General features: G+C 69.6%; 9 protein-coding genes and 1 rRNA gene. 4 read left to right on the forward strand and 6 right to left on the reverse strand.

The genetic code is table 11. The features are described 5' to 3' along the window. Both rrf and EV683_RS03610 read left to right on the forward strand, forming a co-directional pair. Window positions 1-83: ribosomal RNA gene (gene rrf, locus EV683_RS14770) — 5S ribosomal RNA — on the forward strand; the annotation flags it as partial. A 289-nt stretch (window positions 84-372) separates the two neighbouring features. Further along, window positions 373-2298 (forward strand): methyl-accepting chemotaxis protein, encoded by a 1926-nt coding sequence (locus EV683_RS03610; RefSeq protein ID WP_131861863.1) that lies wholly within the window; start codon window positions 373-375, stop codon window positions 2296-2298. 210 nt (window positions 2299-2508) lie between these two features. Here EV683_RS03610 and EV683_RS03615 read toward each other — a convergent pair whose 3' ends face one another. Beyond that, window positions 2509-3510, reverse strand: a complete 1002-nt coding sequence (locus EV683_RS03615) for a class 1 fructose-bisphosphatase (protein WP_131861864.1) — start codon at window positions 3508-3510, stop codon at window positions 2509-2511. A 120-nt stretch (window positions 3511-3630) separates the two neighbouring features. On the opposite strand from EV683_RS03615, the gene EV683_RS03620 reads away from it, so the two are divergent. Beyond that, window positions 3631-5448, forward strand: a complete 1818-nt coding sequence (locus EV683_RS03620; protein WP_131861865.1) for a M60 family metallopeptidase — start codon at window positions 3631-3633, stop codon at window positions 5446-5448. 117 nt (window positions 5449-5565) lie between these two features. Continuing rightward, window positions 5566-6114, forward strand: coding sequence for an antibiotic biosynthesis monooxygenase (locus EV683_RS03625; protein ID WP_131861866.1), 549 nt, complete (start codon window positions 5566-5568; stop codon window positions 6112-6114). Between the two features lie 59 nt (window positions 6115-6173). On the opposite strand, the gene EV683_RS03630 is transcribed toward EV683_RS03625, so the two are convergent. The 5 genes from EV683_RS03630 to EV683_RS03650 all read right to left on the reverse strand — a co-directional run bounded on the left by EV683_RS03630 (window position 6174) and on the right by EV683_RS03650 (window position 13745). Continuing rightward, window positions 6174-7874, reverse strand: coding sequence for an L-lactate permease (locus tag EV683_RS03630; protein ID WP_131861867.1), 1701 nt, complete (start codon window positions 7872-7874; stop codon window positions 6174-6176). Between the two features lie 156 nt (window positions 7875-8030). Beyond that, window positions 8031-10853 carry an FAD-binding and (Fe-S)-binding domain-containing protein gene (locus EV683_RS03635; RefSeq protein ID WP_131861868.1) on the reverse strand — a complete coding sequence of 941 codons (2823 nt, stop codon included), beginning with the start codon at window positions 10851-10853 and terminating at the stop codon, window positions 8031-8033. Continuing rightward, window positions 10850-12301, reverse strand: a complete 1452-nt coding sequence (locus EV683_RS03640) for a LutB/LldF family L-lactate oxidation iron-sulfur protein (RefSeq protein ID WP_131861869.1) — start codon at window positions 12299-12301, stop codon at window positions 10850-10852. The genes EV683_RS03635 and EV683_RS03640 overlap by 4 nt, the downstream gene beginning before the upstream one ends. Beyond that, on the reverse strand, window positions 12298-12996 hold the full coding sequence (locus tag EV683_RS03645) for a LutC/YkgG family protein (RefSeq protein ID WP_131861870.1): 699 nt from the start codon (window positions 12994-12996) through the stop codon (window positions 12298-12300). Before EV683_RS03645 ends, EV683_RS03640 begins: the two co-directional genes overlap by 4 nt. Further along, window positions 12993-13745 (reverse strand): (Fe-S)-binding protein, encoded by a 753-nt coding sequence (locus EV683_RS03650; RefSeq protein ID WP_424948503.1) that lies wholly within the window; start codon window positions 13743-13745, stop codon window positions 12993-12995. The genes EV683_RS03645 and EV683_RS03650 overlap by 4 nt, the downstream gene beginning before the upstream one ends. Between the last annotated feature and the right edge of the window lie 204 nt (window positions 13746-13949).

Raw genomic sequence — 13949 nt, forward strand, 5'->3', positions numbered from 1 at the left:
CTTCCCATCCCGAACAGGACCGTGAAACGCCTCAGCGCCGATGATAGTGCGGGTTCCCGTGTGAAAGTAGGTCACCGCCAGACGCCCCTCAAGACGACGCCCCGAGCCCACGCTCGGGGCGTCGTCGCTTTGCGTCGCACCCAGCCGGCCGCGTGCGTGATCATCACATTTCGCTCTTTGCGAAAAATCTTTGTAAAAAGCAAAATTTGCGCGCAGGATAGAGGCCGACTTTTCCTGGGACGCAATTTCATCAGGATACCGCGGATCGAGCGATATAAATGGATCTTCGGCGCTGCTCTTGCCGTCCCCGGATGGAAAGTCGTGATTCAAATCTTTCCATAAAGAAAAATTAACGGCGTAGGGGACTCAAAGATGTTCGGGAAGCTGTCGTTGCGACAGAGGCTGGTGCTGGCGCTCGCGCTGATGATTGTCACGCTGTTGGGCGCGGTCTTGGGGTATAGCCACTATCTGGGGCGGGAGGTGGTGTTGCAGCGGGTCCATGAGCAGGAACTGCCGACGCTGGTGACGGCGATAGGCAACGACGTGGAAGGGCATATCGCCGTGCCGATCGCCTTGTCGCGTCATATCGCGGCCAATGCTTTCGTGACGGACTGGATTACCGGCGGCGAGTCGGCCGAGATCTTGCCGCGCTGGGTACGCTACGCCGCCAGCGTCCGACGGGACAACCAGGTAGACACGGTCTTTCTCGCGTCGGCCAAGACGCGGCATTACTACGACCACAAGGGTTTCAGCCGGACCATCGACCCGGGCAAGGAGGCATGGTTCGGCAATTTCCTGAACTCGGGCCGGCCGATGGAGTTGGCGCTCGACGTCGACGCGGCGTCCGAGCACAAGGAGCTGACGCTGTTCATCAACGTGAGGATGCCGCAGGGGGCCGGCCTGGCGGGGGTCGGGCTCAAGATGTCCGACCTGTCGCGCACCATTGCGCAGATGAAGGTCGGGCAGAGTGGCATCGTCTATCTGGTCGACGGGCAAGGGGTGGTCAAGGTGCACGCCGACCTTGCCAAGGTCGACCGCGATTCGCTGAGGACGCTGCCCGAGTTCGGTCAGGCTGCGGGCACCTTGCTGGCCGGCAAGCCCTTCGCGAGCGCGCGTATCGAGCGCGACGGCGAGGCCTACGTGGTCGCCAGCCGCTTCTTGCCCAAGCTGGGCTGGTATGTGTTGGCCGAGGTGCCTGAGCGCGAGCTTTACGCCGGCCTGAACGAGGCACTCGGCCGCGTGCTGATCGTCGGCGCGGTGCTCGCGGTGCTGTTCCTGCTCGTCGCGGTGCTGTTTGCCGACCGGATGACGCGGCCGCTGCGCCGCATCGGCGGGCTGTTGAAGGACATCGCCGCCGGCGAGGGCGACCTGCGGCAACGCCTGCCTGTCGACGGCCGCGACGAGTTGTCGGACCTGGCGGTCCACTTCAACCGTTTCATCGAGCGGGTGCAGGGCATCGTCGCGCAGGTGAAGGACAACGCCGACGCGCTCGACCGCAGCGCGCAGCAGGTCGACGGCATGGCCGAGGGGACGCGGCGCGACGTCGCCCGCCAGGGCCAGTACACGCGGCAACTGGCCGATTCGCTGCACGAGGTGGGCCTGACGGTCGGAGAGATCGCCAGTCACGCCGGCGACGCGGCGGCCTCCGCCCGCCGGGCGGCCGAGCAGTCGGCCGAGGGGCGGCGCGTGGTGCAGGACAGCATCGCGAAAATCCACGGTGTCGGCGAGGCGATGGCGCGTTCGGGCGAGGTCATCGCGCAGTTGGCCGAGCAGACCGAGGCGATCGGTCGGGTGCTGGACGTGATCGGCGACGTGGCCGACCAGACCAATCTGCTGGCGCTGAACGCCGCGATCGAGGCGGCGCGCGCCGGCGAGGCCGGCCGCGGCTTCGCGGTGGTCGCCGACGAGGTGCGCAAGCTCGCGCACAAGACCAACCAGTCGACCGCCGAGATCCAGGCCATCATCGCGCGCTTGCAGCAGCAGGCGCGCGAGGCGGTCAGCACGATGGAGTCGGGCAGCGGCCTGACCCGCGTCGGCATCGAGGCGTCGCAGACCGCCGGGCGCGTGCTCGACGAGATCGCCGCGATGGTCATCCAGATCAACGATCTGAACACCCGGGTGGCGACGGCGACCGAACAGCAGGACGCCGCGCTCAAGGACATCACCGGCAGCATCGTCGAGATCAACGCGGTCAACGAGCGTACCGAGCATGCGTCGGGCGAGACCGGTAGCGCCTGCCGCGAGCTCAGACGCTTGTCGGGCGAACTGGAGCGCCTGGTGCGGCGCTTCCAGGTCTAGCCGCCGGAGGTCCGCTCTGTACGGACAGCCCCGCCGGTGGCGGGGCTGTTTTGCATTCGGGAGGACGGGCCCGCATCGCCCCCTCCGGCGTCGCGGACGTTGGCCGAGGGGTGAGGCGCCGATGGCCGCCGGGCCGCCCCGGCGGGGCGCTCAAGCCATGAACGAAAACAGGCCGCCCGCGGGCGGCCTGTCGTCTTGCTGCGGGACGGCTTACTCGGCGTGGTAGCGGGTGACCGTTTCGACTTCCTCCTTGCTGCCGAGGAAGACGGCGACGCGTTCGTGCAGTTCGGTCGGGACGATGTCGAGGATGCGCTCGCGGCCGTTGGTCGCGGCGCCGCCGGCCTGCTCGATCAGCCAGGCCATCGGGTTGCCTTCGTACAAGAGGCGCAGCTTGCCCGGTTTTTTCGGGTCGCGCGCGTCCTTCGGATACATGAACACGCCGCCACGGGTCAGGATGCGGTGCACCTCGGCGACCATCGACGCGACCCAGCGCATGTTGTAGTCCTTGCCGCGCGGGCCGGTCGTGCCGGCCAACAGCTCGCCGATATAGCGCTGCACCGGCGCTTCCCAGTGGCGCTGGTTCGACATGTTGATCGCGAATTCGCGGGTTTCGGCCGGCACCTGCATGCCCGGGTGGGTCAGCACGAAGCTGCCGGTCTCGCGGTCGAGCGTGAAGCCGTTGACGCCGTTGCCGACCGTCAGCACCAGCATCGTTTGCGGGCCGTACAGCGTGTAGCCGGCGGCGACCTGGCGCGAGCCCGGCTGCAGGAAGTCGGCCTCGGTCGGCTCGGTCACGCCGTCCGGGCAGCGCAGCACCGAGAAGATGGTGCCGACCGAGATGTTGACGTCGATGTTGGACGAGCCGTCGAGCGGGTCGAACAGCAAGAGGTAGGCGCCCTTCGGGTACTGGCCGGGGATCGCGTACGGCAGGTCCATTTCCTCGGAGGCCATGCCGGCGAGGCTGCCGCCCCATTCGTTGGCTTCGAGCAGCACGTCGTTGGCGATCACGTCGAGCTTTTTCTGCGCCTCGCCCTGGACGTTGCCGGTGCCGGCCTCGCCGAGCACGCCGGCGAGCGCGCCCTTGTTGACCGAGTGGCTGATGGCCTTGCAGGCGCGGGCGACGGTTTCGATCAGAAAGCGCAGCTCGGCCGGCAGCAGGTTGGCCGAGCGTTGCTGCTCGATCAGGAAGCGCGAGAGGGTGATGCGGCTCATGGGGGTCCTCGAAATGGCAAAGGCCGCCCCTCGGGCGGCGCAACAGCCGCGATTATAAGGCAAAGGCCGTGCCGCGTCGCCGCGTCGCCGCGTGTCGCCGTTCGCGCTATCGTGAAAAGCATGATCGCAGCCTTTTTTCTTGCCGCGTTCGCGGCCGGTTTCGCCGGCGTCGTCGCGGCGGCCCCGTCCGACGCCGGCGACCTTTTCATCGCCGAGCGCGGCTGGTGCCTCGCGCGCGAAGCGCCGGTCGTCGCCGGCGTCGCGCCTTGCGACGGCGCCGACCCTCGCCAGCGCTGGCGCGCCGATGGCGGCACGCTGCGCCCGGCCGACGCGCCGGCGCTCTGCCTGACGGCGCGGCCGGACGCGGCGCCCGCGCTGGCCGACTGCGACGGCAGTGGCGCGCAGCGCTGGGATCCCGACGGCGGGGCGCTCGTCGGCGCGACCGGCGCGTTGGCTCTGACGCGCGACAACCGGCTCGCCGTCCGCGCCGGCGACGCAGCCGCCCCCGGCCAACGCTGGGAGCGGCTGTCGACCCTGGCCGCGCAGGTCGACGCGGCGCGCGACGTCGTCGTCCGCTATCCGCTCGACGCGGGCGACGCGGCGGCGGTCGCGCTCGAACGCGCGCGCCACGTCGTCAACCAGCTGACGCCGCCGCCGGCGCCGTTGCCGGTGCCGCGCGACGTGTCGGGCTTTCCGGGGGCGGTGCCGGCCGACGCACCGCGCGTCGTCGCAACGGTGCCGATGGAGCTGCGCTTTCGCCGCTTCGCGCACGTCGGCTGGACGCAGAAACCGCAGAACTGGCTGGCGACCGGGCTGTACGCGCCGGCCGGCGAGACCGTTTCGGTCACGCTGCCCGACGATGCCGCGCCCGGCCTTTTCCTGCGCATCGGCGCGCACCGCGACGTGATCGTGCGCACGAAACCGGGCGAGACCTTGCGCCGCTTCGCCGACCTGAACTACGTCGTGCCGCTGCGGCCCGGCGTCAACCTCGTGCGCAGCCAGTACGGCGGACTGCTGATCGTCGAGTCGCGCGTGCCGGCGGCCGCGCGCGTCGAGCTGACGATAGGCGGCGCGGTCCGCGCGCCGCATTTCCGGCTCGGCCGCGACGACGCGGCCGCATGGCGCCGCGCGCGCGAGGCGCCGGCGCCGTGGGCGGTGCTCGAGGGCGACGAAGCGGTGCTCGTCGTGCCCAGCGACGAGGTGCGCGCGCTCGACGACGCGGCGGCGGTGATGCGCGCCTACGACGAGGCGCAGCGGGCGGCGCAGCATCTGGCCGGTTTCGACGGCTCGTCGGCGCGGCACCCGCGTCTTCAGGGCCGGCAATGGTTCGTCGCCGACGTGCAGCTCAGCCACGGCTACGGCCACGCCGGCTTTCCGATCATGACCCATCTGGACTGGCGGCTCGCGCGTGTCGACGCGGCGAGCAACTGGGGCGTGATGCACGAAACCGGCCACAACTACCAGGCCTTCTGCCTGTGGGCGACGCGCTACGGGCTGGAGTCGACGGTCAACCTGATCCCGCTGTTCGTCGCCGAGACGCTGCGCGGCCAGCCGGCGCTGATCGGCACGTTGCGCTTTTCCAAGGCGATCGCCAAGCTCGGTCCGGGCTTCGACTTCGACCGCGACGCCGACCGGGAGGACAAGCTCGTCTTTCTCGCCCAACTGCGCTACGCCTTCCCCGAGCAGGGCTGGGAGATCTTCCGGCGTTTGAACCGTCGCTACCGCGAGTTGCCGGCCGACGAGCAGCGCGCGATCTGCGCGAGCGAGGCGAGGCAGGTCGACACGCTGTTCGAGCTCCTGTCCGACGTCGTCGGCCGCGACCTCTCGTCGCACTTCCTGAACTGGGGCGTGCCGGTGTCGGCCGCGGCGCTCGCGCGCGTCGGTGCGCGCGGCCTGCCCGCGCCGACCTTCCCGACCTGGCTCGTCAACCCCGAATAGGCGGACGGTGACAGGAACGGCGTTTGCTTGTTCAATCGACGTTGCGCGCCCCGACCGGGGGCGCCGCGCGAGCGGCCCGCCACCCGCGGGCCCGGTCCGTCGACAGGAGAACCCCGAATGTCCCCATCCCCCGTCACCCTTCTGGTGTCGCGGCGCGTCGCACCGGCGCGCTACCGCGACTTTCTCGCCTGGACGCGCCGCGGTACGCGGCTCGCCGCCCGCTTCGCCGGCTTTCTCGGCGCCGGCGTGCTCGCGCCGCCCTCGGGCGGCGACGAGTACCAGGTCGTGTTCCGTTTCGCCGACGAGACGAGCCTGGCGCGCTGGACCGAATCGGCCGAGCGGCGCGACTGGCTGCGCGAAGGCACCGGCCTGGTGCGCGACAGTCGCGTGCGCTGCGCGAGCGGGCTAGACGCCTGGTTCGGCGCCGCGCCGCCGCGCTGGAAGCAGGCGGTGGCGATCTGGCTGGCCTTCTTTCCGGTGTCGCTCGCCTTCACGCTGTTGCTGGGCGAGCGGCTGGCCGCGCTGCCGGTGGTCTGGCGCGTGTTCGTCAGCACGGCCATCCTGACCCCGGTGATGGTCTTCGTCTTCATCCCGTTCGCGACGCGGCTGTTACGGCGCTGGCTGCAGCCGGCCGCGCTGCCGGCGCGGCGCGTCGCCAGCGACTGAGGTCGGCCAAAAAAACGGGCGGCCGAGGCCGCCCTAAGGGTCGAAGAGAAGGTCGGGCCTCAGCGCGCGAGCGCGGACAGCGGGTCGGTCACGCCGAGCACGAAGATCGCGAGCGCGGCGATCAGGCCGGTCATCGCCAGGTAGTAGAGCGTCGGGACGATGGTGCGGCGCAGCGTCACGCCCTCGCGGCCGAGCAGGCCGACCGTCGCCGACGCGGCGACCACGTTGTGCACCGCGACCATGTTGCCGGCGGCCGCGCCGATCGCCTGCACCGCGACGATGATCGACGTGGTGATGCCGAGCGACTCGGCGACGCCGAACTGGTACTGGGCAAGCATCATGTTGCTGACGGTGTTCGAGCCGGCGATGAAGGCCCCCATCGCGCCGACGGCGGGGGCGAACAGCGGATAGATGCTGCCGAAGGTGTGCGCGACGTATTCGGCCATCGCGATCGGCATGCTCTTCATGTCGGCGAGGTTCACGCCCGAGTTGATCATGATGCGTACCATCGGCACGGTGAACAGCAGCACGAAGCCGGCGCCGAACAGCACCTTGCCCGACTCGCCGACCGCCGCGCGCATGTCGCGGACGCTCATCCGGTGCAGGAAAAAGGTCGCGATCACCGCGATGACCAGGATGCCACCCGGCAGGTAGAGCGGGTCGATGGCCGCGCCGACGCCGGCCTCGCCGAGGATGTTGTCGGCCTTGAACGAGAGGCTCTTGAGCGCGGCCTTCACGCTGTCGTTGGTACGGCTCAGGATCAGCAGCGCGGCGACGACGAGGTAGGGCAGCCAGGCGCGCAGCAGCGAGATCGGCGCCTTGCTCAGCTCGTCGAGCTTGATCTGCAGCGAGCCGAGCCACTCGGCTGGCCACTCGTCGGCCGGGGCGAAGTCCCAGCTCTTCTTCGGCACGAGGAAGCCGGCGCGCGCGGCGCTGACGACGATCACCAGGCCGACCAGGCTGCCGATGATGGACGGGAACTCGGGGCCGAGGAAGATGCCGGTCAGCGCGTACGGCACGGTGAAGGCGACGCCCGACAGCAGCGCGAACGGCGCGGCCTCCAAGCCCTCCTTCCACGAGCGGTTCTTGCCGAAGAAGCGGGTCAGCATCAGCACCATGAACAGCGGCATCAGCGTGCCGACGATGGCGTGGATGCTGGCGACCTGGCCGGTGACGAGGTGCAGGTAGGCGGTCCAGTCCGAGCCGGCCGCGGCCAGCTTGGCGCCGACCGACGCGGTGTCGATGCCGCTGTTGATGCCGACCAAGATGGGCGTGCCGACGGCGCCGAACGATACCGGCGTCGACTGCACCATCATGCCGAGCATCACCGCGGCCAGCGCCGGGAAGCCCATCGCGACCAGGAGCGGCGCGGCGACCGCGGCCGGCGTGCCAAAGCCCGACGCGCCCTCGATGAAGCAGCCGAACAGCCAGGCGATGATCAGCGTCTGGATGCGGCGGTCGGGGCTGATGTGCGCGAAGCCGCGGCGGATCGCGGCGATGCCGCCCGAGTGCTTGAGCGTGTTCAGCAGCAGGATGGCGCCGAAGATGATCCACAGCAGCGACAGCGTGATCAGGCCGCCCTGCAGCGTCGAGGCGACGATGCGGTTCAGCGACATTTCCCAGCCGAAGTAGGCGGTCAGCGCGGTGACGAGAAACACCACCGGCATGGCGCGCTTGGCCGGCCAGTGCAGGCCGACGAGCAGGACGGCCGACAGCAGAATGGGCAGAAAAGCCAGGAAGGCTTGCAATCCGAGACTCATGGGGGTCTCCTTGAAATTCAGACGACGTTCCGGTTCTTGTGTGTGGGGCGCGGGCTGGCGCGGCCGCTACGATTCGGGCTCGGCGGGGGGCATGTCGTTTCTCCTTTGTGTGCAGGGCGTCGCGGCCTGTGTTCTTGTGTGCCGCGACGGGCGTCGTCAGGTCCGGGGCGGCTCCGGGGTGGTGCAGAAGTCGAGCAGCGCCTCGATGCTGTGGTAGTCGCGCCCCGAGTGGGTGGTCAGGCCGATCTGGCAGGTGCGGCTCATCGACACGCCGGCGTCGCACGTGTCGGGCAGGCTGGCGCGCAGGCCGCGCAGGCCGTTGGCGTTCAGTTCCGGCAGCGTGAAGCCCTTGCTGCCGGCGAAGCCGCAGCAGGCGATATCCGGCGCGACGATCTCGTCGGCGCAGGCGCGCGCCAGCGCCAAGAGCTTGCTGCCGACGCCCATCTTGCTGGCGCTGCACGGCACGTGAACCGCCAGTTGCGGCAGCTTCTTGTGTAGCGTCAGGCGCGGCAGCACCTGGTCGGCGAGGTAGCTGGCCGGGTCGTGGAGCTCGAGCCGCGCGTCGAGCCGGCCGGCCTTCTGCGCGTCGATCAGGCGCAGAGAGCACGGGCTGTTGTCCAGATACACCGGGATCGCGCCGTCTTTCGACGCTTTCAAGAGCGCCGCCTCGACCTGTCGCAGCGCCGCGTCGGCGGCATCGGTCGCGCCGGCCGAGTCGAAGGGTTGGCCGCAGCACAGGCTGGCCTGGCCGTCCGGATAGACCGCCGCGATGCCGGCGCGCGCGAACAGGCGCAGCGTGCTGGCGGCGACGCTGTCGCTGCCGTCGCGGCCCTCGGCCAACGTTCTATTGACGCAACTGACCAAGTAGACCACTTGCGGCGCGTCGGCTGCGCGCATGGGTTTGGGGTCGGGCAAGGGCCCGGCCGGGCCCGGCGTGCCCGAGGGCGGCAGCGGCAGCAGCGGGAAGGTTTTCTTCAGCGTGCGGGCCACCTTGGCCGAGCTGTCGCCGAGCTGGCGGTTGAGGAACAGCCCGAAGCGCGCGCCGGCGGTGGCCGACGCCATGTGGCGCTGCGCGAAGCGCGCCAGCGGCGACGGCGACCCGGGCGCGCCCAGCTTCTTCATCAGGAGGCCGGTGTTGATGCCGACCGGGCAGCGCGTCGCGCACATGCCGGTCGCCGCGCAGCTGTCGACGCCGACGTAGCGGTAGCGCGCCCGGTAGGCGGCTAGCTCGCTCGACGCCGGGTCGGTGCGCGACAGCTGCTGCATGCGGCGCCACAGCACGATGCGCTGGCGCGGCGTCAGCGTGAGGCCGTTCGACGGGCAGGCCGGCTCGCAGAAACCGCATTCGATGCAGTGGTCGACGATCGCGTCGGCCGCCGGCATCGCCTTGAGGTTCTCGAGGTGGACGCGCGCGTTGCCGCTGATGATCACGTCCGGGTTCAAGAGGTTGTCCGGGTCGAACGCTGCCTTGATCGCGCACATCACCGCGTAGGCCGCGTCGCCCCATTCCTGGCGCACGAAGGGCGCGACGTTGCGGCCGGTGCCGTGCTCGGCCTTGAGCGAGCCGCCGTATTCGCCGGCGACGAGGTTGGCGACCGCCTGCATGAAGCCGTCGTAGCGCTCGATCTCGGCCTGGGTGTCGAAGCTGGGGGTGAAGCAGAAGTGCAGATTGCCCTCGAGCGCGTGGCCGAAGATCAGCGCCTCGGCGTAGCCGTAGGCGTCGAACAGCGCGGTCAGGCGGCGCACGCCGTCGGCGAGGTAGTCGATCGGGAAGGCGACGTCCTCGATGACGACGGTGGTGCCGACCGGGCGCACCGCGCCGACCGCCGGGAACAGGCCCTTGCGCACCGCCCAGTAGGTCTCGCAGACGCCGGCGTCGGTCGAGAAGCCGCTGTGCGCGCTCGGCGCGAACTCGGCGAGCACCGCGTCGCTGGCGGCGATCTGCTCGGCCAACCTTTCGGCGCTCTCGGCGCGCGTTTCGATCAAGAGGCAGGCGGTCGAATCGCCGATCTCGCCGTAGATGAAGTCGGGCAGGCCCTTCTTGCCCTGGATCGCCCTCAGGCTGCGCGCGTCGATCAGCTCGACCGACTCGACCGGCGCGGACTGCTTCAGCGCGGTCACCGCGCGGCAGCAACGGTCGAGCTCGTCGAACAGCACCAGCGCGCTCGCCTTGTGCGGGTGGTCGGGCACGGTGTGGTAGGTGATCTCGCCGATGAAGCCGAGCGTGCCCTCCGAGCCGATCATCAGGTGCGCGAGCATGTCGATGGGGTCGGAAAAGTCGATCAGCGCGTTGATGCCGTAGCCGGTGGTGTTCTTCAGCCGGTACTTGTGGCGGATTTTTTCCTCGAGCGCCGCGTCGGCGCGGATGTTGGCCGACAGCTCGGCCAACGTTTGCAGCAATCGCGCGTGGCTTTGCCGGAAGGCGGCGACGCTTGCCGCGTCGCCGGTGTCGAGCACCGCGCCGTCGGCGAGCATCACGCGCAGCGAGGCGAGCGTGTGGTAGCTGTTCTGCCGGGTGCCGCAGCACATGCCGGACGAGTTGTTGGCCGCGATGCCGCCGATCTTGGCGGTGGCGATCGACGCCGGGTCCGGGCCGATCTTGCGGCCGAACGGCGCCAAGAGCGCGTTGGCGCGGCTGCCGATCAGGCCGGGTTTGAGCCGGATGCGCGCGCCGCCGTCGAGCACCTCGCCGCGCGCGAAACCGTCGCCGAGCACCACCAGCACCGAGTCGCTGACCGCCTGGCCCGACAGGCTGGTGCCGGCGGCGCGGAAGGTGACGGCGACGCGGTGTTCGCGCGCAAGGCGCAGCACGTGGCCGACCTCGGCCTCGCAATCGACCTTGACGACCACCTGCGGCACGAGCCGGTAGAAGCTCGCGTCGGTGCCGAAGGCGAGCGTCGAGACCGGGTCGGTGTAGATCCGGCCCGCCGGCACGAAGCCGGCCAGCGCCGTCGCGAAGGCCTGGTGCGCCGCGCTCATCGCCCCGTCTCCTTGCGGCGCTCGCGCATCAGTTCGTGCAGCGTCTTCGGCGCCGGTTTCATCGGCACGTGGTTCTGCGTCCAGCCGAGCTGGTGTCTGGGCGTGAGGCCGCGCAGTCGAGTCGCCGCCCAGCCGAACAGCCGGTAGTAGCCGGGCTTGCTGTAAAGACCGGTCCACAGCCGCCACGCCAGCTTGACTTCCTTGTCCACGCCGGCGCCCTGGCCGCGCAGCGGGTGCGCGACCTTCTCGTGCGGGTCGCGCACCGATTCCTCCCTGAGGCGCATCAGCATCTCGGGGATCGGGATCTTGACCGGGCAGACCTCGCCGCAGGCGCCGCACAGGCTCGACGCGGTCGGCAGGTCGACGGTGTTTTCCAGCCCCAGCATGTGCGGCGAGATGATCTCGCCGATCGGTCCCGGGTAGACGGTGCCGTAGGCGTGGCCGCCGATGCGGGTGTAGACCGGGCAGTGGTTCATGCACGCGCCGCAGCGGATGCACTGCAGCGTCTTTCGCAGCTGTTCGTCCGAGTAGGCCTGCGAGCGGCCGTTGTCGAGCAGCACCAGGTGCACTTCGCGCGGGCCGTCCTTCTCGCCGGGGCGGCGCGGGCCGCTGATCATGTTGAAGTAGGTCGTCACCGGCTGGCCGGTCGCCGAGCGGGTCAGCAGGCTGTAGAGCGGCACCACGTCGCTCAGCTTCTCGATCACCTTCTCGATGCCGGTGATCGCGATGTGCATGTCGGGGACGGTGGTGCACATGCGGCCGTTGCCCTCGTTCTCGACCAGACACAGCGTGCCGGTCTCGGCGATCGCGAAGTTGACGCCCGAGATGCCGACGTCGGCGCTCACGTACATCTGGCGCAGCGCCTGGCGGCCGATCTGGATCAGCGCGTCGACGTCCTCGGTGTACGGCGTGCCCGGGATGTGCTCGCTGAACAGGCGGGCGATGTCGGCGCGGGTCTTGTGGATGGCCGGCATGATGATGTGGCTGGGCTTCTCGCCGGCGAGCTGGACGATGTATTCGCCCATGTCGCTCTCGATCGCGGTCATGCCGCGCGCCTCGAGGTAGTGGTTGAGCTCGGTCTCCTCGCTCACCATCGACTTGCCCTTGACCGCGAGCTTGCCGCCTTTCGCGGCGATCAGTCCGTGGACGATGGCGTTGGCTTCCTCGGTCGTCTCGGCCCAGTGCACGGTGACGCCGTTCTCGGTCAGCTTCGCTTCCAGTTGTTCAAGCAGCTCCGGCAGCTTGGCCAGGCTCTTCTGGCGGATCGCTTCGCCGAGTTTGCGCAGCTCGGCCAACTCGTGCGCGTCGGGGAATTGCGCGGCGCGCTTGCCCATCAGGAAGTCCATCGCGCCGCGAAAGCTTGCCCGCAGGTTCGAATCGGCTAGCGCCGCGCGCGCGTTCGCCTTGAAGTCGCGCGACGGATAGTAGGTGAGGGTGGCTTCGTTCATGCGTCGGCCTCCAGCTCGGCCAGGTCGATCTCGTCGGGCAGCACGGCCAGCACCACCAGCTCGCGCGGGCCGTGCGCGCCGTAGGCGACGGTCTGCTGGATGTCGGAGGTCTTGGACGGGCCGGAAATCAGCAGCGCGTTGGTCGGCATGCCGGCTGCCCAGTTCTCCGCGCTCATCGCCGAGAAGAAGTCCGGGTACAGCGTGCGGGTGTCGAACAGCGCGAAGTGGATAGGCGGGACGAGGCTCATCGTGCGCGGCTCGTGCTCGTCGGGCCAGGCGATCAGCGAGCCGGTCAGCGCGATGCCGGCGCGCACGCGGGTGAAGGCGGCGTCGACCTCGTTGAACAGCGTCGCTTTCCAGCCGTCGATGGTCTGGTCGAAGCCGAGGCGCAGCGGCGGCTCGGCCAACTCGGCCAGCGCGGCGGCGGCGCGCGCGCCGTGCGCGGTGGAAGGAGCCAACAGCAGCGTCCTGATCCCGCGCGCGGCGACTTGTTCGGCCAGCGTTCGCGGCCAGTCGGACTCGCGCACCCACAGCACCTCGGTGCGCACCGCGCGCATCAGCGCGGCCCAGTGCTTCAGCGCCGCGAGGCCGGTTAGTTTCGGGGTGCCGGCGTAATAGGCGGCGACGTCGGGGGCGGGCGGCGCCGAACGCGGCGCGGCGCGCAGCTTGGTCAGGATATTCTCGCGCGCGCTCATGCCGCCCCTCCGGTCCGCTTCAGCAAGAAGGTCGCCAGGTGTTCGCCGGCGAAGGTGTCGCCGTCTTTTGCCAGCTTGCCGTTGATGTTCATCATGCAGCCGCAGTCGGCGGTCACGAATTGCGCGGCGCCGCTGTCCTTCAGCGCGGCAGCCTTGTCGGCGACCATCGCGCCGGCGATGTCGGGGTGGCGCACCGAGAACACGCCGCCGAAACCGCAGCACTCCGCTTCGCGCTCGTGCACCACGCGTTTGACGTTGGCGAGCCGGTCGATCAGCGCCCAGCCGTTGACGTGGGTGTTCATTTCGCGGCGCGCGCTACAGGAGGTGTGCACCGCCAGCGTCAGCGGTTGGCCGAGGTCGGTCGGCTGCCAGTCGAGCGTGTTGAGGAGGAAATCGGCGAATTCGACGATGCGGCCGGCGACTTCCTTCGCGCGCGCCTCGTCGGGCGTGCCGGCGAAAAGGGTGGGCCAGTGGTGCTTCATCATGCCGGCGCAGGAGCCGGACGGCACGACGATGGGCCACGCCTCGGGGAACAGGTCGAGCTGGGCGCGCGCCACCCGGCGCGCGGCGGCGACCTCGCCGCTGGTGTAGGCCGGCTGGCCGCAGCAGCTTTGCGCGTCCGGGTAGTGCACGCGCACGCCTTCGCGCTCGATCAGCGTGACGGCGTCGAGTCCGGCCTGCGGCTGGAAGACGTCGATCAGACAGGTGCCGAAGAAGTACACGTCGGCGGGCGGTCGTTTCTGGCTCACGGCGGCGTTCCGTTGGTTAATTGGTAAGACCAATGATTTGGCGATAACTGCAATCTAGAGCGAACGGTACGCGCTGTCAATGCGCGTTATCTCGGGAGCGCTTGGCTAGCCGTCGCACACGTCTTATAATTGGTCTTACCAATTGTTGGGCGCTGGCCTTGCAGTCGCCGCTTCGTGGCGTCGCGCGCGCCGGCGCGGCGCTGG

It is taken from the genome of Crenobacter luteus (assembly GCF_004345725.1).
Classification (GTDB): domain Bacteria; phylum Pseudomonadota; class Gammaproteobacteria; order Burkholderiales; family Chromobacteriaceae; genus Crenobacter; species Crenobacter luteus.

Excerpts from the sequence above, each read along its gene's own strand:
- EV683_RS03635 (WP_131861868.1), bottom strand. The coding sequence starts at position 10,853 with ATGAGCGCGGCGCACCAGGCCTTCGCGACGGCGCTGGCCGGCTTCGTG.
- EV683_RS03615 (WP_131861864.1), bottom strand. The coding sequence starts at position 3,510 with ATGAGCCGCATCACCCTCTCGCGCTTCCTGATCGAGCAGCAACGCTCG.
- EV683_RS03620 (WP_131861865.1), top strand. The coding sequence starts at position 3,631 with ATGATCGCAGCCTTTTTTCTTGCCGCGTTCGCGGCCGGTTTCGCCGGC.
- EV683_RS03610 (WP_131861863.1), top strand. The coding sequence starts at position 373 with ATGTTCGGGAAGCTGTCGTTGCGACAGAGGCTGGTGCTGGCGCTCGCG.
- EV683_RS03630 (WP_131861867.1), bottom strand. The coding sequence starts at position 7,874 with ATGAGTCTCGGATTGCAAGCCTTCCTGGCTTTTCTGCCCATTCTGCTG.
- EV683_RS03645 (WP_131861870.1), bottom strand. The coding sequence starts at position 12,996 with ATGAGCGCGCGCGAGAATATCCTGACCAAGCTGCGCGCCGCGCCGCGT.
- EV683_RS03640 (WP_131861869.1), bottom strand. The coding sequence starts at position 12,301 with ATGAACGAAGCCACCCTCACCTACTATCCGTCGCGCGACTTCAAGGCG.
- EV683_RS03625 (WP_131861866.1), top strand. The coding sequence starts at position 5,566 with ATGTCCCCATCCCCCGTCACCCTTCTGGTGTCGCGGCGCGTCGCACCG.